At 66.2% G+C, this 19,496-nt stretch carries 18 protein-coding genes; 4 read left to right on the top strand and 14 right to left on the bottom strand.

What is annotated here, in order from left to right; genetic code table 11:
- The 4 genes from aceE to ACCQ07_RS02885 all read right to left on the bottom strand — a co-directional run bounded on the left by aceE (position 1) and on the right by ACCQ07_RS02885 (position 6,692).
- Entirely contained in the window at positions 1-2,688 is a 2,688-nt protein-coding gene (gene aceE / locus ACCQ07_RS02900) for a pyruvate dehydrogenase (acetyl-transferring), homodimeric type (protein ID WP_218499212.1), read from the bottom strand.
- Between the two features lie 673 nt (positions 2,689-3,361).
- Complete coding sequence (locus ACCQ07_RS02895) at positions 3,362-4,363, bottom strand: glycosyl hydrolase 53 family protein (protein WP_014089250.1); 1,002 nt, start codon at positions 4,361-4,363, stop codon at positions 3,362-3,364.
- Between the two features lie 410 nt (positions 4,364-4,773).
- Complete coding sequence (locus ACCQ07_RS02890) at positions 4,774-6,096, bottom strand: XVIPCD domain-containing protein (protein WP_372363767.1); 1,323 nt, start codon at positions 6,094-6,096, stop codon at positions 4,774-4,776.
- A complete protein-coding gene (locus ACCQ07_RS02885) occupies positions 6,093-6,692 on the bottom strand; it encodes a hypothetical protein (protein WP_029818546.1) in 600 nt (199 codons plus the stop codon). Before ACCQ07_RS02885 ends, ACCQ07_RS02890 begins: the two co-directional genes overlap by 4 nt.
- A 137-nt stretch (positions 6,693-6,829) precedes the next feature.
- On the opposite strand from ACCQ07_RS02885, the gene ACCQ07_RS02880 reads away from it, so the two are divergent.
- From ACCQ07_RS02880 to ACCQ07_RS02865, 4 genes are all read left to right on the top strand, one after another.
- Positions 6,830-8,938 (top strand): SpoIIE family protein phosphatase, encoded by a 2,109-nt coding sequence (locus tag ACCQ07_RS02880; RefSeq protein WP_011346239.1) that lies wholly within the window; start codon positions 6,830-6,832, stop codon positions 8,936-8,938.
- Positions 8,935-9,366: an ATP-binding protein gene (locus ACCQ07_RS02875; RefSeq protein ID WP_007969522.1), complete on the top strand. Its 432-nt coding sequence runs from the start codon at positions 8,935-8,937 to the stop codon at positions 9,364-9,366. The genes ACCQ07_RS02880 and ACCQ07_RS02875 overlap by 4 nt, the downstream gene beginning before the upstream one ends.
- Positions 9,363-9,782 (top strand): STAS domain-containing protein, encoded by a 420-nt coding sequence (locus ACCQ07_RS02870; RefSeq protein ID WP_008576612.1) that lies wholly within the window; start codon positions 9,363-9,365, stop codon positions 9,780-9,782. The genes ACCQ07_RS02875 and ACCQ07_RS02870 overlap by 4 nt, the downstream gene beginning before the upstream one ends.
- A 221-nt stretch (positions 9,783-10,003) precedes the next feature.
- Positions 10,004-10,627 (top strand): HAD hydrolase-like protein, encoded by a 624-nt coding sequence (locus tag ACCQ07_RS02865; protein ID WP_008576610.1) that lies wholly within the window; start codon positions 10,004-10,006, stop codon positions 10,625-10,627.
- 149 nt (positions 10,628-10,776) lie between these two features.
- Here ACCQ07_RS02865 and ACCQ07_RS02860 read toward each other — a convergent pair whose 3' ends face one another.
- From ACCQ07_RS02860 to mdcA, 10 genes are all read right to left on the bottom strand, one after another.
- A complete protein-coding gene (locus ACCQ07_RS02860; RefSeq protein ID WP_008576608.1) occupies positions 10,777-11,496 on the bottom strand; it encodes a GntR family transcriptional regulator in 720 nt (239 codons plus the stop codon).
- Between the two features lie 78 nt (positions 11,497-11,574).
- Positions 11,575-12,930 (bottom strand): SLC13 family permease, encoded by a 1,356-nt coding sequence (locus ACCQ07_RS02855; RefSeq protein WP_011346235.1) that lies wholly within the window; start codon positions 12,928-12,930, stop codon positions 11,575-11,577.
- Positions 12,931-13,017: 87 nt separating this feature from the next.
- Positions 13,018-13,938, bottom strand: coding sequence for a malonate decarboxylase subunit epsilon (gene mdcH, locus ACCQ07_RS02850; protein WP_372363766.1), 921 nt, complete (start codon positions 13,936-13,938; stop codon positions 13,018-13,020).
- Positions 13,935-14,168, bottom strand: coding sequence for a hypothetical protein (locus tag ACCQ07_RS02845; RefSeq protein WP_372363765.1), 234 nt, complete (start codon positions 14,166-14,168; stop codon positions 13,935-13,937). Before ACCQ07_RS02845 ends, mdcH begins: the two co-directional genes overlap by 4 nt.
- Complete coding sequence (gene mdcB, locus ACCQ07_RS02840; RefSeq protein ID WP_209261025.1) at positions 14,165-15,034, bottom strand: triphosphoribosyl-dephospho-CoA synthase MdcB; 870 nt, start codon at positions 15,032-15,034, stop codon at positions 14,165-14,167. Before mdcB ends, ACCQ07_RS02845 begins: the two co-directional genes overlap by 4 nt.
- Positions 15,031-15,672 carry a malonate decarboxylase holo-[acyl-carrier-protein] synthase gene (gene mdcG, locus ACCQ07_RS02835; RefSeq protein ID WP_209261026.1) on the bottom strand — a complete coding sequence of 214 codons (642 nt, stop codon included), beginning with the start codon at positions 15,670-15,672 and terminating at the stop codon, positions 15,031-15,033. Before mdcG ends, mdcB begins: the two co-directional genes overlap by 4 nt.
- 2 nt (positions 15,673-15,674) lie before the next feature.
- Positions 15,675-16,379: a biotin-independent malonate decarboxylase subunit gamma gene (mdcE, locus tag ACCQ07_RS02830; protein WP_008577480.1), complete on the bottom strand. Its 705-nt coding sequence runs from the start codon at positions 16,377-16,379 to the stop codon at positions 15,675-15,677.
- A complete protein-coding gene (locus tag ACCQ07_RS02825) occupies positions 16,370-17,272 on the bottom strand; it encodes a biotin-independent malonate decarboxylase subunit beta (RefSeq protein ID WP_372364114.1) in 903 nt (300 codons plus the stop codon). Before ACCQ07_RS02825 ends, mdcE begins: the two co-directional genes overlap by 10 nt.
- 121 nt (positions 17,273-17,393) lie before the next feature.
- Complete coding sequence (gene mdcC, locus ACCQ07_RS02820; RefSeq protein WP_008577475.1) at positions 17,394-17,711, bottom strand: malonate decarboxylase acyl carrier protein; 318 nt, start codon at positions 17,709-17,711, stop codon at positions 17,394-17,396.
- Between the two features lie 9 nt (positions 17,712-17,720).
- Positions 17,721-19,367 (bottom strand): malonate decarboxylase subunit alpha, encoded by a 1,647-nt coding sequence (gene mdcA, locus ACCQ07_RS02815; RefSeq protein ID WP_014089243.1) that lies wholly within the window; start codon positions 19,365-19,367, stop codon positions 17,721-17,723.
- Between the last annotated feature and the right edge of the window lie 129 nt (positions 19,368-19,496).

Raw genomic sequence — 19,496 nt, 5'->3', positions numbered from 1 at the left:
TCAAACCCCAACAGGATTAGCCTTCTCAGGATCAATCTTGTACTGCTTGATCGCCCGGGCCACATCCTTCCCGGTCATCTTGCCATCCTTCGCCAGCGCGGCAATCGCCGCATGTGCGATGTAGTAACGGTCGACCTCGAAGAAGCGACGCAGGTTGGCACGCGTATCCGAGCGACCGAACCCATCCGTGCCGAGGACGGTGTAGGTCATCGGGACGAAGGCGCGGATCTGGTCGGCGAAGGCGCGCACGTAGTCCGTTGCGGCGATGGCCGGGCCCTGGCGGCCTTCCAGCAGCTGGGTGACGTACGGCTTGCGCTGTTCGGCCTCCGGATGCAGGCGGTTCCAGCGTTCCACGGCGTAGCCGTCGCGGCGCACTTCGTTGAGGCTGGGGCAGGACCAGATGTCGGCGGTGACGCCGAAGTCCTTGTCCAGCAGCTCGGCCGCGGCGATGGCCTCGCGCAGGATGGTGCCGCTGCCCAGCAGCTGCACGCGCAGCTCGCCCTTCTTGGGCTTGCCGGCGTCCTTGAGCAGGTACATGCCCTTGATGATGCCCTCGGCTGCGCCTTCCGGCATGCCGGGGTGGGCGTAGTTCTCGTTCATCAGGGTGATGTAGTAGTACTCGTCCACCTGGTCTTCCATCATCGCCTTCATGCCGTGCTGCATGATGACGGTGACTTCGAAACCGAAGGTCGGGTCGTAGCTACGCACGTTCGGGATGGAGCCGGCGATGACCTGGCTGAAGCCGTCTTCGTGCTGCAGACCTTCGCCATTGAGCGTGGTGCGGCCGGCGGTGCCGCCGAGCAGGAAGCCACGCGTGCGCATGTCCGCTGCCTGCCAGGCAATGTCGCCCACGCGCTGGAAGCCGAACATGGAGTAGTAGATGTAGAACGGCAGCATCGGCACATCCGACACCGAGTAGCTGGTGCCGGCGGCCATCCAGGACGCAATGGCGCCCGGCTCGCTGATGCCCTGCTGCAGCACCTGGCCGGTCTGGTCTTCGCGGTAGTACATCAGCTGGTCGGCATCGACCGGCTTGTACTTCTGGCCGAACGGGGCATAGATGCCGATCTGGCGGAACATGCCTTCCATGCCGAAGGTGCGCGCTTCATCGGCCACGATCGGCACGATGCGCGGGCCCAGTTCCTTGTCGCGCAGGGCGATGTTGAGGCTCTGCACGAAGGACATGGTGGTGGAATAGCTGCGCTCGCCGCTGTCCTTGAGCAGGCGCTCGAACTTGTCGAGCGTGGGCGCGACGAACGACTTGCTGGCCTTGGGACGGCGCGACGGCAGGAAGCCGCCCAGCACGTTGCGGCGCTCCTTCAGGTACTGCACTTCCGGGGAATCTTCGCCGGGGTGGTAGAACGGCACCTGGCCGTCTTCCAACTGGGCATCGGTGACCGGAATGTTGAAGCGGTCGCGGAAGTGCTTGACCGCCGCATCGTCCAGCTTCTTGGTCTGGTGGGTGGGGTTGAGCGCCTCACCGGCCGAACCCATGCCGTAGCCCTTGACCGTCTTGGCCAGGATCACGGTGGGCATGCCGGTGGTGTTCACGGCCTGGTGGTAGGCGGCATACACCTTGTGCGGGTCGTGGCCGCCACGGTTCAGGCGCCAGATGTCGTCGTCGGACAGGCCGGCGACCATGGCCGCAGTCTCCGGGTACTTGCCGAAGAAGTTGGCGCGGGTGTAGGCGCCGCCGAAGGCCTTGCAGTTCTGGTATTCGCCGTCGACGGTTTCCATCATCAGCTTGCGCAGCACACCGTCGGTGTCCTTGGCCAGCAGGGCGTCCCAGTAGCCGCCCCAGAGCAGCTTGATGACGTTCCAGCCGCCGCCACGGAACACGCCTTCCAGCTCCTGGATGATCTTGCCGTTGCCGCGCACCGGGCCGTCCAGGCGCTGCAGGTTGCAGTTGACCACGAAGATCAGGTTGTCCAGGCCTTCGCGGCCGGCCAGCGCGATGGCGCCGAGGGTTTCGGGTTCGTCCGATTCACCGTCGCCGATGAAGCACCACACCTTGCGGTCGGACTTCTCGATCAGGCCGCGGTTTTCCAGGTAGCGCATGAACTGCGCCTGGTAGATGGCGGCCAGCGGGCCCAGGCCCATCGACACGGTGGGGGTTTGCCAGAACTCGGGCATCAGCCACGGGTGCGGGTAGGAGGAGATGCCCTGGCCGTCCACTTCCATGCGGAAGTTGTCCAGCTGGGACTGGCTGATGCGGCCTTCGAGGAAGGCGCGGGCGTAGATCCCCGGGGCGCTGTGGCCCTGGATGAACAGCAGATCGCCCGGATGGTTGTCCGAAGGCGCACGCCAGAAGTGGTTGAAGCCCACGTCGTACAGCGTGGCGCTGGAGGCGAACGAGGCGATGTGGCCGCCCAGGTCGCCCGGCTTGCGGTTTGCGCGCACGACCGTGGCCATGGCGTTCCAGCGGATGATCGAGCGGATCTTCCACTCCAGCGCGGAGTCGCCAGGGTGCTTGGCCTCGTTTGCCGGGGAGATGGTGTTGACGTACTCGGTGGTGGGCGAGAACGGCAGGTAAGCGCCGGCGCGGCGGGTCTGTTCGACCATGCCTTCCAGCAGCTGATGGGCGCGCTCCGGGCCTTCGACGTCGATGACGGCCTTGATCGATTCGAGCCACTCCTGGGTCTCGAGCGGGTTCGGATCGTTGTGCAGCACTTCGTTCAACCAGTTCATTAGCGCTCCCGGGGGACACACCCCGCGGGTGTGTCGACATCGTGAATTCGTGAACCCCCAAGTGTACCGCACGCACCTGTTGCCATTCCTCGCTACGGGTGCGTATGGAATGGGACGCTGTTGTGCGCTGCGTGGAGCCTCGGTGCCTGTTGGAACGCCGATGCGGCGCAGCGGGCGCTGCCGGTGTACGACCAAAGGATGAGGGTCAGCGGCAGGCGATGGCCGGGCGCTGCCGTATCGAGTGGGCCGCTGTGCATGCCCACCCGTAGGAGCGCACCTGGGCGCGAGAGGCTTTCTCGGTGGCGCCCTCGCGCCCAGGTGCGCTCCTACGCGATGGCGGAGTCTGTGGGTTCGGCTGGATGCCGTCGCCAGCACATCCCAGCGGCGGGCGCCGCCGATTGTAGGAGCGCGCCTGGCCGCGAGGGGCTTTCTCGGTAACGCCCTTGCGCCCCGGTGCGCTCCCACGCGATGGCGGAGTCTGTGGGTGCAGCTGGGTGCCCTCGCCAGCACATCCCAGCGACGGGCGCCGCCGATTGTAGGAGTGCGCCTGGCCGCGAGAGGCTTTCTCGGTAACGCCCTTGCGCCCGGGGGCGCTCCTACGCGATGGCGTGGTCTGTGGGTTTGTGCCAGGGCATCGCCCCGCGGCGGGCGCCGCACCGTGGCAGCGTGCTGGTCAGAATGCTTGCAGCGCTTCGGTCAGTTGGCCGTTGTTGTTGACTGCGCCCATGGTGTAGCCCTGCCAGCCCGGGTAGGCGTTGGGCTCCCAATAGAACACACCGAGGACGCGCGCGCCGATGCTGCTGCTGCGGCTGAGCAGGTTGCTGAGCATGGCGCGGGTGGTGGCCGCCTGCTGCCAATCCATGCCGACCTCGGAAATGACCACATCGCTGCCGTAGCGCGCAATCATGTCGCGCATGTTGGTGTCCAGGCGGCTGTTGTAATCCTGCCAACTGCCAACCGGCGGGTAATGCGACATGCCGATGACGTCCCACTTGCCGCCGGCCGAGCGCAGGTTGTCGAAGAACCAGCGGAAGTTGGCGTTGTCGTAGCCATTGGCCAGGTGCACGACGACCTTGGCGTTGGGATACACCGCCTTGGTGGCGGTGTAGCCGCTGTTGATGAACTGGCCCAGGGTGGCGAAGTTGGGTGTCTTGCCCTCGTTCCACAGCATGCCGCTGTTGATCTCGTTACCCACCTGCACCCAGCTGACGGTGATGCCGTTGTCCTTGAGGTATTTGAGGATGCCCTGGGTGTGGCTGTACACATCGGTGTTGAGCTGGGCAACGGAGTGGCCGGCCCATGCCGCAGGCTTGGTCTGCTTGCCCGGGTCGGCCCAGCTGTCGCTGTAGTGGAAGTCGATCATGATGCGCATGCCTTGCGCGGCGGCGCGCTTGGCCTTGTCCAGGGTGTCGCGGCCATCGTTCCAGCCGCCGGACGGGTTGACCCAGACGCGCAGGCGAATGGCGTTGCCGCCGACATCCTTGAACAGCTTGATGAAGTCGGTGGTGTTGCCGGCTGCATCGCGAAAGACCTGCGGCGGATTGTTGGCGGCCTGTTGATTGAGCCAGCTGACGTCCGCGCCTTTGGCGATGCCTTGCGCGCTGACGCCGGCGCTGCACAGACACAGCAGCACGATGAGCCATACACGGTGGTAGTGCCTGCAAAAGATGGTCATGAAACGCTCCCTCGATCGATGGATGTCGCGCCGGTTGGCGCCTTGCTTGATCCCCTGTCTTGCCTGGTGCGTGTGCGCGGCGTGGCATGTGCCTGGCCGTGCATTGCTGCAAATCCGTGGCGATTCAAGCACGGCCGTACAGCCCGGTTGAGGCCGCTATAGGTGCGGGGAGTTGTGGCATAGCTCGATGCAGGAAAACCTTGCATTTGCACGCCTCGCGCGGGCCGGTTGTTGTGCAGATGCAGCAGCAGCGGTGCGCATGACTGCGCGAATGAACGCAAAAACGCCGGGCAGGCCCGGCGTCTTGATGCAATGTTCGATGGTGGCGATGTGAAGTCCGGCCGGCGTGCGGCATGGGCCGCAGCGTGATGTGTCACTTCACACCCAAACGCTGCAGCGCCAAACGCCCCTCAGCCCATGGCGCGTGCGCCCTGCTGCTGTTGCTGGGTCTGGGACTGTTGCTGCTCCAATGCCACCGACTGACGCGCCGCGTTTTCGGCGACGCGTTGGCTGCTCTGTTCCAGCGGGGTATTCATTGCCGTCATGGTGTCCACGCTCACGCGCAGCTGTGCCGGGTCGTCGACACGTCCCTGCACGGCAAAGGTGCGTGCGGCATCCGGGCTCATCATCACCGCATCGATGCGCTGGCCACCGGCGGCGTGCATTTCCGATGCGAGCGAACCGGATAACTGCGCGCTGTGCTGGTCGGGCGTGCGCCCGGCACGTGCGTCCTGCGCATGCACGCCGCGCTGGGCATCCTGGAACAGGCCATTGCCCACGTGCCCGGGTTGATCGATCCGCAGGGAGGTATGGCCGTTGCCATGCTCGCGTGCGTCGCGTTTGGCCGGCTCGCCCGGCGCGAGCGGGCCGCGGATGGCATCGATGGCATCCTGGCCGAGGCCGCGCGCGCTACGCGTAAGGATAGTGGTACCGGTGCGCAGCCCATCGATATCGCTGCGGTACTCCTCGATCATGCGCTTGTTCTGCTCGGCAAGTGGGCTCGCGTTGGGGTCCCTGAGCGCAGAATGTTCGCCCAGAAAGTTGCCCAGCTTGTGCGCTCCGAGCGACCCGCCGGCAGCAACCAGCGGGTAGTCCGGAATCAGAAAGTTTGCCTTGCTATTGCTGTAGCCGGCACCACTCAAGGTGGTAATCTCATCGGGCTTGGCGTACATGCGCACCTGCCCGAAGTGCGGCGATGCCGCGCTGACCGGGTCCGATGCCATGACGTGATTGATCACGCTATTGCCACCTTCCGGAATGCGATAACTCAGACTGGCCGCGCCATACGCGTTGAAGGTTTCGCCCTTGAGGTCGTAGTGGTGTGCGGACACCTGCGCAAGCGCGCCGCCGAGCGAATGGCCGGTGACGGTCACTTCCGGTTGATGACCGGTTCGCTTGCCGACATCCTTGGCGATGTCCATCGCATGCTTGGTCAGCGCAAGCGCATCTGCAGCCTGTGGATTGGTCCGCGAGGTGACCATGGTGGCATCGGTGAGCACGTCATTGACCGCGCCCTCGGTGCCTCGATGCGCAACCACGATCTCGCCACTGGTTTCACGGCGGTAAACCGTGCCCTGGTAACCGTTGGATTGATTGTTGACGTGATCGAGAACGGCATAACGCTCTCCCTCGATCGTGACGATCTCTTCGTGCCCCGGTGCACGCCGACCGACGGCGCGATCCTTGTAGGCGTCCTCGGATAAACCGGCATATTGCGGTGACGGAATACTCATGGCGCAACTTCCTTGGCAGCCAGCGTGATGGTGAAGAGATTGTCGCGGATCTCAGGCTTGAAGTTCTCCGGGCTGAGCTCGCCGGTGTCCGGGAAACTCTTGGATTCCGAGCGCGGATAGCCGTCTTTCCAGTAGTACTTGGTCACCGCCTGCTGCGCGGTCACCGTCTTGGCTTCGATAAACGACAAGAACCGCGTGTCTTCTTCGGCACCGGTGGCCTTGAGCAACACGCTGGCGCCGCTGAATTCCCAATGGCACACGCCGCGACCGTAGTAGTCCTCGTCCTGCATCAGATCCAGATACACGGTGCCGCGGTATTCGGTCTCGGAAATCTTCTTGAGCGCGACATTTTCCTGACTGGTGATGCGGCCGGCTGTGCCGGTTTCGGGCTGGATCTTGCCGCATTCCTGCTCATTGCTGACGTCGTATTGCGCCGCAGCCTCCACCAGGCCAAACGCGCCAGGCGCCTTGTCCACGGTGAGCGTGACCTCGTAGGCCCTACGCGGACTCGGATTCACCTTGGCAAGACCGCGGCCGCCGGCCTGGACGTCGGCTGCTGCAGTTGCCTCGGTGGCGGGGGAATGGGTCTGGGTCATGCTGGTCTCCGGGGGGTGACAGGCCGTAAGCAAAAGGGCCAGCAGGCTTGGGGTCAACATCTGGCGCAAGGCCGGCCTCCGTGGCAGGTGGGCGGCCAATCTAGTCCGCTCGCGTTCGGCCGGTCAATCGAGACCTCGTGAGGATGAGGCTGCCAGGGAGAGTTGTGCGTGGCAGCAAAGCTGCCATGATCCAGCGCAGCCGCTGCCACGAAGAATGCGCCATGCGCAACCGCCCGCGATCACTGCCACCCCAGACATCGGTCGCCGCGCGCATGCCCTGGCGCCGCAGCTTGCGCATGCGTGTGCTGCTGGCGGCCACCGCAGTGCTGGTGGCCCTGCTGACGGTGCTGGGCACGGTGTTCTACCTGGGCGCACGCGCCGAGCTGGTGGAGGCGGCGCGTACCGAGGTGGATGGCCTGACCGAACAGACCGCGCGCAGCCTGGCGGCCTTGCTCGATTCGGTGCAGGTGAGCGGGCGCACGCTGGCCGCCAGCAGTAGCGGCGTGGGGCTGCAGCCGTTCAATCTGCGTGCGTTGCTGCTGGCCACGCTCACCGGCGACCCGGATATCGGGGCGGCGCGCCTGATCATCGCACCGCGTACGCAAAAGGCCGGCGACAGCGGGTTTGTGTGGTACGTGCACCGCAGCGGCACGCGCATCGCAGAAAAATCCGCGCTGGAACTGGGTTATGACTATCGCGCGATGCCCTGGTATCTGCGCACCCAGCGCGAGGGCCGCGCATGGTGGTCCGAGCCCTACCTGGATGCCAACGGCGGCGGCCTGTACACCAGCTACAACCTGCCGCTGCGCCGGCCTGGCGATGCACCGGATACGGCGCCGGTCGGCATGGTGAGCGTGGATCTGCCGCTGCAGCATCTGCGCGAGATCATCGATCAGCTGCCGCGCGATATCGGCATCCAGACGATGCTGCTGTCGCCGGAAGGCCTGCTGGTCTTCAGCCCCGACCCGGCACTGAATCTGCGCCATTCGCTCACGGCCTACGTGGCCCGGTCGCGCCCGGATCTGCGGCCATTGCAGCGCGCCGTGGCTGCCGGCCAGCCGATTTCGTTTTCGCACACCGCGCCCGATGGCGAGCGCTTTCTGACCCACAGCGCGGCGGTGGGGCGCAGCGGCTGGACCTTCGTGCTGTCGGCCTCCGAAGGCTACGTGCTGGCCGGCCTGAACTGGCTGGCGGCGTGGGTGGCGCTGGCCGCGCTGCTGGGCGCGTTGGTGTGGTGGTGGTTGATGCGGCGGATCACGCGCAAGTTGACGCGGCCGATCGAAGAACTGACGGACACCGCCGAGCACTTCCGGCGCGGCGAATTCGAATACCCGTTGCAGCACATCGAACGCGACGACGAGGTAGGCGTGATGGCACGCGCCTTCGACAGCGCACGCGATGCGATCCGCCATCACATCGCCGAGATCGGCGAGATGACCGCCGCGCGCGAACGCATGCACAGCGAGCTGCAGATTGCGCGCGAGATCCAGCAGGCGATGCTGCCTTCCGGGCGCACCTTCGACCGCGCCAGTTCGCATCTGGAAACCTGCGCATGGCTGGAGCCGGCCAAGGCGGTGGGCGGAGATTTCTACCACTTCGTGGAAACCGAACCGGGCCTGCTGTGGTTCGTGGTGGGCGATGTCTCCGACAAGGGCGTGCCGGCGGCCTTGTTCATGGCGCGCGCGGTGAGCGTGCTGGAGATTGCCGCACGGCGGTACACGCGCCCGGACGCGATTTTGATTGCCGCCTCCACGCGGTTGGCCGAAAACAACGAGACCTGCATGTTCGCCACCGTGCTGTGCGGCCTGATCAACGTGGTCAGCGGCGACTACTGGCTGGCCAGCGCCGGGCACGAGCCGCCCTTGTTGATCGATATCGATGGCAAGGCGCGCCCGTTGCCGCTGGAAACCGGTGCACCGCTGGGGATCGAGCCGCAGGAATCCTACCCGGTGCTGCAGGGCCGCATGAGCGCAGGGCAGACCTTGCTGGGCTACACCGATGGCGTGACCGAGGCGATGGACGAGCGCGGCGCCAGCTACGGACTGGAGCGGTTGCTGACGGCGCTGCACCCGCGCCGCAGCGCGGCGGCGCAGTGCAAGGCGGTGATCGCCAATATCGCCCGTTTCACCGGCACGGCCGATCCGTACGACGACATCACGCTGCTGGCGATCCGGCTGCGCCAGGAGCATGCTGGGCGGGTCGCACACGCTGGCCGGGACGCGCCCGGAAAGGCAACGACTGCATGAAGCTCGATTTGGCCATCGCGCCATCGCTGGCCCAGCTGGCGGGCGCCAACGATGCGCTGGAACAATCGCTCACGCTCGAGGGCCTGCACGCCGAGCGCATCGGCCAGGTACGGCTGATCGTGGAAGAGCTCGGCTGCAATGCGCTGACCCACGGCCAGTGCGCGGCACAGCCGCTGCGTTTGCAGCTGCAGCTGGACGCGCAGGCGCTGGTATTGGAAATGCACGATGCAGGCAGCGCTTTCGACCCCTGCGCCGCGCCCATGCCCGAGGTGACCGACGAGCTCGACGACCGCGCCATCGGCGGGCTGGGGTTGTTTCTGGTCCATCAGTTCGCCGATCACATCGACTACCGCCGCGATGGTGCATATAACGTCGTGCGCGTCACCCTGCTGCACCCGTACGCCCCTGTCCCCGAGGCCCTGTCATGACCACGCTCGCCATTCAGATCGACCCGCCGCAAGACACCCGTCAACGCGTCACTCTGACCGGGCGGCTGGACACCCACACCTACCAGGACCTGGACGCGGCACTGTCGCCGTTGCTGGGCACCCGCATCACCACGCTGGTGCTCGACCTGAGCGCACTGGAATACATTTCCAGCGCCGGCATCCGCTGCATCTTCAAGGCGCGCAAGGCGCTGGCCACGCGCCAGGGCAAGGTGCTGGTGAGCAACCCGCAACCGCAGATCCGCAAGGTCTTCGACATGGTCAAGGCGGTGCCGTTGAGCGACGTGTTCGCCTCCACCGAAGAGCTGGACGCGTACCTGGCGGCGATGCAGCGCAAGGTGATCGAACAGAGCGCGCAAAGCGATACGCCGATCGTGCCGCACTTCGCCGAAGCCTGAGCGCAGCTGTACTACCGACGGGGCCCACCGCCGGGCGCGGCAAGGCACGTTGCGGCTTGTACGCGCGCCGTGCGGTCGCTGCGGGCTTTCCATCGGGGCTGACGACTGCGCGCCACATCGATGTCGCCGCCGACGTCGCCTGCGCGCACATGTGGGGACCTGTGCGCGTGGGTGCCGGCACCACCTTGGTTAGGCTATGACGCCCTGCCCTGCGCGTTGCCATGCCCGCACTGATCATCTTCGATTTCGACGGCACGCTTGCCGATTCGTTTGGTTTTTTCCTGAGCACCCAGCGGCTGCTGGCCGAACGGCATGGCTTTCGCGCCGCGCAAGCGCATGAAGTCGACGATGCACGTCGCCTAAGCACGCGCGAATTGCTCAAGGCATCGGGCCTGAGCGCGTGGCGCGTGCCATGGGTGGCGGCCGACTTCATCCGGCTCATGCGCGCCGCGCCACCGGTGGCGTTGTTTCCCGGCATTGCCCACACCGTGGGCGCGTTGCATGCCGGCGGCAGCCGGCTGGCCGTGGTGTCGTCCAACTCCGTGGAGAACGTGCAACGCGCGCTAGGCGCAGAGCTGAGCGCCACATTTGCCGTCATCGAAGGCGGCGCGCATCTGCTGGGCAAACAACGCGCCTTGCGTCGTGTGCTGCGTGCCACCGGGCACACTGCGTCGCAAGCGGTCTACGTGGGCGACCAGGTCGCCGACTGGGAAGCCGCACAGCTCGTGGGTCTGCCGTTTGCCGCAGTGGCCTGGGGCTATGCGCATCCGGACGTGTTCGCCGGGTTGGCCGGAACGCGGTTGATCGAACGCGTGGAAGACTTGCTTGCGTTGAGCGGGGATTAGGCGGCGGAACTGCGCATTGGCAAGCGCTGGGCATTGCCGGTGATGCGTGTCGACATACCCTCATCCGCCCGTCGGGCACCTTCTTGCGATGGGAGGAAGGAAGGCGGGATCTCGGGGCGCCTGGCGCTGCGCCCGGACCGTGCCAATCTCTACACCCCACCTACCCGCGGCAACGGCGCCGGTACGTTCAGCATGCCACCGGCCGCGACATACGCTGCCAGGGCCTGGCCCTGGCTCAGCAGGTGCCCGTGCATGGTGCGCTCGGCGCCTTCGGCATCGCCGCGTCGCACGCAGTCCATCAGTTGGCGATGCTCCGCCAGCGATTGCGCCATGCGCCCGGGCGTGAGCAATTGACGGCCGCGGTGCATCTTCAAGATGCGGTGCAGATCGTGCGTCACCCGGATCAACCAGGGATTGCCGGCGTACTGCTGCACGGTTTCGTGGATCAGGTAATTGTTGCGGTAATACTCGGCCACATCGCCGGCTGCCGATGCGGCTTCCATTGCCGCATGCAGCTCTTCCAGGCGCTGCACGCCGGCCGCATCGATGCGCTTGACCGCATCGTGCGCGCAGCGGCCTTCCAGCATCGCCATCACCGGGAATAACTGGTTGAGGTCTTCCAGCGTCAGCCGGGTGACCCGGCTACCGCGGCCGGCATCCAGTTGCACCAGGCCTTCGGCAGCGAGCAGCTTGAGACTTTCGCGCAACGGCGTGCGGCTGATGCCGAGTTCTTCGGCCAGGGCCGGCTCGTCGATCCACTCGCCCGGCGGCAGCGCGTAATCGTAGATCTTCTGACGCAGGCGCTCGGCCACTTCCTCGTACAGCGGCACGCGCTTTTTGGAGGCGCGCGAATCAGGAGCGAGGGTCATGGCGGGCAGGCTGTCGGCATCGGGTCGGGGCGCCCATTCTACGTGGGCGCCCCGCTGCGCTGTGGCGTGCGGACCGCATCACAGCCAGCCCGGCACCACGAAGACCAGCCACGCCGCCAGCGGCCCCAGCAACACCACCAGGCCGCTGTAGATCAGGAAGCGGCGGAACAGGCCGTCGCGCTCTTCCTTGGCCGCCGAGGCCACCACCAGCGCGCCGTTGGTGGAAAACGGGCTGACGTCGACGATGGTGGAGGACACGGCCAGCGCGCAAATCACCCCGGCCGCGCCCAACTGGCCCTGCATCAGGAATGGCACCGCCAACGGAATGGTGGCGCCCAGTACCGCTGCCGAGGAGGCGAATGCAGAGACGATACCGCCGACGTAGCAGACCAGCAGCGCGCCCAGCAGCGGCATGCCGATGTGCGACACGCCGGTGCCGATGTAGTCCACCGCACCGGATTTTTCCAGCACGGCGATATAGGTCACCACGCCGCTGATCAGCAGCACCGTCGACCAACTGATGCCGTCCACCGCGCCCTTCTGTGCGTTGGGCGAGATCAGCGCCAGGGCCACCGCCACCGTGATCGAGACCAGGCCGACGTTGAGGTTGTAGATCAGCGCAGCAACGCCCAGGCCCAGCAGGCCGATCAAGGTGATCACGCGGTCGCGGGTGATGAACACCGCCTCCAATGCCAGCGGGTCGGTGGACAGGGTGCCGCCGCCCGGCGCCACCAGCGCGCCATGCCCTTCGATCGCGAAGCCGCGGTGCGATGCCTGGTCGCCGGCAACCGCCACGTACTGCGCATCGGCCAGCGACAGCTCCTGCCGGCGCATCAGCTTCAACCCACCGAAGGCGCAGAAGCAGATGATCGCCATCATCAGGTTGAAGCCCAGGCTGGTGAGGAACACCGCCATCTCGCTGACGTCCAGCCCGGCCTTTTCGACCACCTTGTTGGTGATGCCGCCATACACGCTGATCGGCGAGAAGCCGCCGCCCTGTGCACCGTGGATCACCAGCAGGCCCATCATCAACGGGTTGATGCGGTACTGCTTGGCGAAGCGCAGCGCCACCGGCCCGATGATGGCCACCGCTGCCGGCCCCAGCGCACCGAATGCGGTCAGCAGCCCGGTGATGACGAACATCACCCAGGGGATGGCGACGATGCGCCCCCGCACCGCGCGCACTGCCCAGTGCACCAGCAAATCGATGGTGCCGTTTTTCTGCGCGATGGCGAACAGATAGGTAATGCCCACCAGGGTCAGGAACAGGTCGCCGGGAAAGCCGGCCAGCACTTCCTTGCCCTCCAGCCCCACCCACACGCCGCCAATGATGAAGGCCAGCGCGAACGCCACCGCCCCCATGTTGATGGGCAATGCGGTGGCGACGATGAACATGATCACCAAGCCAAGAATCGTTGCAATTTGCGGGGTCATGCGCCCTCCCAGACACCTGATACGCCTACAACACGGATGGCCGCCCGCCACCCTGGGGTCACACCGTGTGCAGCACCTGCCGGACCGTCATGCCGCGCGCTCGCACGCAGCCGTGACCCATTCGAGAACACCCTGAGTGCTGTGGAATTCGTCCACCGAGCGCGCTTCGCATGCCGGCAGCACCTCGCGCGCCATCCGCGCCAATGCGCTGCCGGGGCCGAGTTCGAGAAACACGCGTGCGCCGCGCTCGGCGGCTTGCACCAGCACGTCGTACCAACGCACGGTCTGCGCGATCTGCCTGGACAGCGAGTCGACCACCAGGGCGTGCGTACCGACCGCACGCGCATCGATGCCTGCCAAGACGCGCAGCTTGGGCGCGACGAGGTCTGCGGTTGCCAGTTCAATGGCAAAGCCTTCGGCAGCCGCGCTCAACCACGGCGTGTGCGCCGGCACGCTGACCGGCAGCAGCGTGACGCGCGCACCTTGTGCGCTGGCAGCCTCGCCAAGCGCCTGCAATGCAGTGCGCGGGCCGCCGAGTACGGCATGATCGTCGCCGTTGATGATGGCGAGCGCTGCGCCGTGCGTGTGGCACAGCGTCTCCAGGCCGCGTAAGGGCACACCGACCACCGCCATCAGCCCTGCCTGCTGCGGGCTGGCCGCATCCATCAACCGGGCGCGCGTCGCTGCCAGCTGCAGGCAGGTGTCGATGGACATGCTGCAGGCCACCGCATGGGCGGCAAGCTCGCCAACGCTATAGCCGAGCACCATCAGCGGCGTGGGAAGTTGCGCATGTAGCACCTGCCAGTGCGCCAGCGTACCGGCGCAGACCAGTGGCTGTGCGATGGCATTGGCGTAGCGGTCCGGATCTGCGGCCAGTGTTCGTGGTGCGGCGCCAAGCACGCGCTGTGCGCTGGCGAGGACAGCGGCTACCGCGGGCGCATCGCCGACACGCGCGAACATCTCGGCATGTTGGCCGCCTTGGCCGGGGCAGAGCACGGCCAGGCTCATGCGGTGACCTGACCGTTTTTGCAGAAATGCCTTGCGCGCATGCTGCCGTGTTCCGTATTGCAAGCGATGTGGCGAGACACCTGGATGCGAAGGTCGACTGAGGAGCAATGTGCGACGTATGTTGCGACGGCGGGCAGGCCAGCCGGCGTTGCGCCGATGAGCACAACGCCGCGGCAGTGCGCCTGCGCATGCACCACATGTTCTGCAGCCAGCGAGCAAACGCGGCTCATGCCAGCTCCTGCCGATGCAGGAACCATGCACAGGCCAGCAGATCCGCGCTGCCGCCAGGGCTCAGGCGACGCGCGACAAACTGCTGGCCGATGGCATGCAACTGCGCGCGCCACTGCGGGTGCGCAACGCCGCCGTCGGCAAGGAAGGCTGCCGCCTGCGCCTTGGCGAATGCCAGGCCCTCCGCCCCGCCACGATGCAAAAGATTGAGATCGTCCACCTGGGCGATGAGCTGCATCAAGGTCTGCACCAACGCCGCTTCACGCGTGGCGCCCCCCGCAAGCGCGGTACGCAACGCAGGCAGGGCGATCTCGCGCAGCACCGGATACCCTGCCGCGGCGTGTTCGCGCACGCCACTGATGCGGTACTGCGCACGCACCCGCTGGCCATGGCTGTGCGGATCCAACGGTGCAGCCTGCAATGCATCGCGCCAGGCGCGTACGCCATTGCAGACCTGTTCTGCAGTAGGTCGCCGCCGCTGCACAACCCACAGGCGTGCAGCCTGCGCAGTGAGCAGGCCAAGACTGAAAACCGCGCCGCGATGCGTATTGATGCCACGGGTAGCGCGCAACATCGCGGACTCGGCCCCGATACCCAGCTCGCGGAGCCGCTCGAATGGCGCATGGTCGATGCCGGCCTGGGCAATGGCGACAAAATAGCCACGCAAGGCGAACAGGCTACGCATGAAGGTGGCGGCATCCATGTCGGTGTGGCTGCCGCTGTCGAACGGCGTCACCAAGCCCGGCTTGGGCGCGCAGGCCAGCTCTGCATGCAGGGCGCCAACCGCCAGACGTGCGAGCTGGTAGGCAGCATCGCGCGGCAGTGCAGGCGCACCGGCAACCCAGGTTTGCTGCAGCTGTGCGCTCATGCCGCATTCCGGATCGGAAACAGCGCAGCACGCGGCAATAACCGGCAGTCCTGGTTGGATTTCACCAACACCTGTTGCGCAGTGCCGGCGTACTCGCGCCAGTTCACCGCGTTGTCTTCGGGCAACAGCAGTTCGCCATCGGCACGCAGCCCGTGCTGCTGCTCCCAGCGCTGCAGCAGCGTGACCAGCGCGCGTGCTTGCTCTGGCGTTCCGATGGGCCACAGCAGATCCAGATCCGATTGCGCGTGCACATACGTCAGGCCGGTCAGGGCGTGCCAGGCAAAGCTGCCGAAGACGTGCGGGCGCAACGCATGTGCGCGCGCTTGAGCGAGCAGGGCCTGCAGTACCGGCTGCACCGCGACAGGCGCCTGTGGCGTCACCGCATCCAGTGTCAGCGGGGCAGTGCAGCGTGCGATATCGGCCACGTGCGCCTGCAGGGCCAAACGCTGCTTGCCTTCGCTGGGCGGCAGCGGCACGCCAAGCCGAACGCTGCCGGGTGCCTGACTGCCATCGCCACGCGCCACTACCGCTGGCAGGCCGGCCGCGAACCACTGCCGCAGCCGTGGCTGCGCGCCAGGCGTGACGGCCTGCCACTGCGCATCTTCGCGCAACCACACCAGAGCGTGGCGGCCGGCCATGCTCAGGCCTCGCCCGCAGCCACGGCGCTGGCGACATCGCGCGCCAGCGTGCGCCCGCCGCGTTGCGCGCCGCGTGCACGGCGCTGGTCGCCGTCGACCGGCGCGGCCAGTGCGTCGAGCAGCGCCTGCGCCAGATCGCCTTCCCACAGCGATTCCACCGCGCCCATGCGCACGTAATTTTCCACGCCCGGCGCAAACACCGGCGAGCTCTTGCTCAACGCCTGCAAGGTGTCGACCGATTGCTTGGTCACGCGTGCCATCGCACGCAGATCCATGACCCGGATCTGCGCATCGGGCAATGCATGGATATGGTCGGCCATCAGCCCGAACGACAGGAATCCACCGCTGACCGATTCGCCATAAACCAGTGTGACCAGCCGCGCACCGCGCGTGCGTGCCAACTCCAGCGCACGCGCCAGGTGCGCGAAATACCCGTTGATGCCGAGCAGCTCGTCGCGCCGTGCCAGCCGCTGCCCGGCGGTGTCGGCCAGCATCACGATCGGGCGCTGCGGGTATGCGCGGGTACTCGCCAAGACAGTGGCAGCCAGGGCCAAGGCGTGATCGACACCGACTTCGAGCTTGTTGGCGGTACCGATCACGGTGACATCGCCGGCGGCGGTGGTTGCGCTGCCGGTCAGCACATCGTCGTTGCGCGCGATGGCGTGACCGAGCGGAAACAGCTGATCGAGCAAGTGACTCAGGTCCATGGAAGGCTCCGGTCTGCGGTCGCGGCAAGAAAGGCCTCGGTATCGAGCAGCGGCAGGCGCTGCGCATCGACGATGCCTTGGCGCTTCCAGATCTCCAGCCCGTCGCGGCAATCGCCGTAGGCATCGATGCGCGCTGTCAACTGCTGCTGCGCATGCTCCAGCGCCTGCAATGCGGCCTCACCCGTCGCTTCGGTGAGTGCATCGAGCGTGGCCAGCGCTGCATCGGCGAAGGCATCGATGCGATCGGCCACCAACGTGTGGGCTTCGCCAAGCAGGTAGCGGTGTTTGCCGCCGGTGATGCGCCACACCAGCGCACGGTCGCGCGCGTCGAACTCTTCCACCCCGCGCACGGTTTCGATCACGTCCGGGCCGGACAACGACAGGCGGCCTTCTTCGGACATGATCACCGCGCTGCAGCAGCGCGCCACGATGCCCATGCCGCCGAACGCACCGTTGCCGCTGCCGATCAGGGCCAGCACCGGCACACCGGCGGCACGCGCGCTCAAGGTGGCACGCATGATTTCGGAAATGGCGATGAGCCCTGCATTGGCTTCGTGCAGACGCACGCCGCCGGTGTCCAGCAGCAGTAGCACCGCTGCCGGCTGCGTGGTTGCGGCGCGCTCCAGCAGGCCGGTGAGCTTGGCGCCATGCACTTCGCCCACGCCGCCGCCCATGAAGGCGCCTTGCTGCGCCGCGATCAACACGTTGCGGCCGCGCAAAGTGCCTTCGCCCACCACGATGCCGTCGTCGAAGGCGCCGGGTGTGTCCAGTTGTGCCAGGTGCGGGCTGATCAAGCGACGCCGCGGACCAACGAATTCGCGAAAGCTGCCGGCATCCAGCAGACCCTCGATACGTTCGCGGGCATCGGCTTCGTAGTAGCTGCGCTGGGCCATGGGAACGGTGCTCATGTGCGACTCCCGATGACTTGCGTAGGAGCGCACCTGGGCGCGACCGCAGCGTTATTGGGAACGCCTGTCGCGCCCGGGTGCGCTCCTACGCAGTGGAGCGGGCGGCTCATGCGTCAGCTCCCTGCAGCACTTCCAGCGCTTGTTCCAGGCGCAGGCTCACCACCGCCGGCGTGGCGCCCACGTCGTTGATGCTGATGCGTACATCGCGCAGTGGATGGCGTGCAGCGAAATCGTCCAGCACTGCCTGCCAGATTGCGCCAAAGCCGCGTGCGGCGGTGAGGATCTCGATCTCCATGGCGCCCTCGAGCGGCACGCGCTCGACCAGCACTTCCAGATTGCCGGAGGCCACGACACCGACCAGCGCGTGTTCCAGCCCGGCGCGTGCACCGCGCTGTCCATCAAAGCGATATCGCAGGGTTTCCATGCTGTGCCCTTACCAATTGCGAAAACGTTTCGGCGGGTCGTACAGGCCGCCGGACCAGCGCACCAGGTCCTTGACCGTGCGCGCTGCAAGCAGGTCGCGCGTGGCATCGCGCGGGCGAATGCCCAAATCGTCCGGCCGCTTGATGACGCCGCGGTCGCGCAGGTTTTCGACCATGCGCTTGTCGCGGCCCAGGCCCACCGCGGTATAGCCGGACACGCCGCGGATTGCCTGTTCGCGTTCTTCCGGCGTGCGACACAACAGCAGGTTGGCGATGCCTTCTTCGGTCAATACGTGGCTGACATCGTCGCCGTAGATCATCACCGGCGGCAGCGGCATGTTGGCGCGCTCGGCCAGTTCCCAGGCGTCGAGTCTGTCGACGAATGCCGGCGCCATGTGTTCGCGGAAGGTCTCCACCATCTGCACCACCAGCTTGCGCCCGCGCGGCATCTCGCCCGGCGTTGCCGCTTCGCGCCCGGCCTTGAGCCAGGCAGCACTGGCATGCCGGCGACCGCGCGCATCCGAGCCCATGTTGGGCGCGCCGCCGAAACCGGCGATGCGGTCGCGCGTGGCGGTGGAGCTGTTGCCCTGCAGATCGATCTGCAAGGTGGAGCCGATGAACATGTCGCAGGCATACAGCCCGGCGGTCTGCGACAGCGCGCGGTTGGAACGCATGCTGCCGTCGGCGCCGGTAAAGAAGATATCCGGACGCGCGGCGATGTAGTTCTCCATGCCCAGCTCGGAGCCGAACGAATGCACCGATTGCACGAAGCCCGATTCGATGGCCGGGATCAGCGCCGGATGCGGATTGAGCGCCCAATGGCGGCAGATCTTGCCCTTCAGCCCCAGCGATTGGGCGTAGGTGGGCAGCAACAGTTCGATCGCGGCGGTGTCGAAACCGATGCCGTGATTGAGCCGGTCCACACCGTATTCGGCATAGATGCCCTTGATGGCCATCATCGCCATCAACACCTGGATCTCGGAAATCTGCGCCGGGTCGCGGGTGAACAACGGTTCGATGTAATTGGGCTTGGGCGCCTGGGTCACGAAATCCACCCAATCGGCGGGAATATCCACGCGCGGCAGGGTGTCGAGAATTTCGTTGACCTGCGCGATCACGATGCCGCCCTTGAACGCGGTGGCCTCCACGAGCACCGGCGTGTCTTCGGTATTCGGGCCGGTATAGAGATTGCCGTGACGATCGGCCGCCTGCGCGGTGACCAGTGCGATGCGCGGGGTCAGGTCGATGAAGTAGCGGCCGAACAATTCCAGATAGGTGTGGATGGCGCCGATCTCGATGCGACCTTCGCTCACCAGCCCGGCCAGACGCGCGGCCTGCGGGCCGGAGAACGAAAAATCCAGGCGCTTGGCGATGCCGCGTTCGAATACGTCCAGATGCGCGGCAAGCGACAACACCGATTGCACCATGTGCAGGTCATGCACGCGCGCCGGATCCACCTCGGTAAGGCACCGCGCCAGGAAATCGGCCTGCTTCTGGTTGTTGCCCTCCAGGCACACACGGTCGCCGGGCTCGATGACCGCTTCCAGCAACGCCACGACATCCTCGGCAGCCACCACGCGACCCTGCGGCGCCAGCGCGGCGGCCCGCTGCAGACGCTGACGCCGGCTTTCGGCCTGGGTGTCCCACTGTCGACTCATGCCTCTGCCTCGCCGGGGCGAGCCCGTAATGTCAAAGTAATTACATCGTAATTATGAAATTTACGGGTGTCTAGACGCGTTGCAGCATCCGGGTTTGCCACTGGGCAGGCGTCAGCCGCCAGCAAGCCG

The sequence above is a fragment of the Xanthomonas sp. NCPPB 3583 genome, assembly GCF_041475715.2.
GTDB classification, from domain to species: Bacteria; Pseudomonadota; Gammaproteobacteria; order Xanthomonadales; family Xanthomonadaceae; genus Xanthomonas; species Xanthomonas euvesicatoria.
Note: the sequence above shows the minus strand (reverse complement) of the source record. Positions and strands in the feature narration are given on the sequence as shown.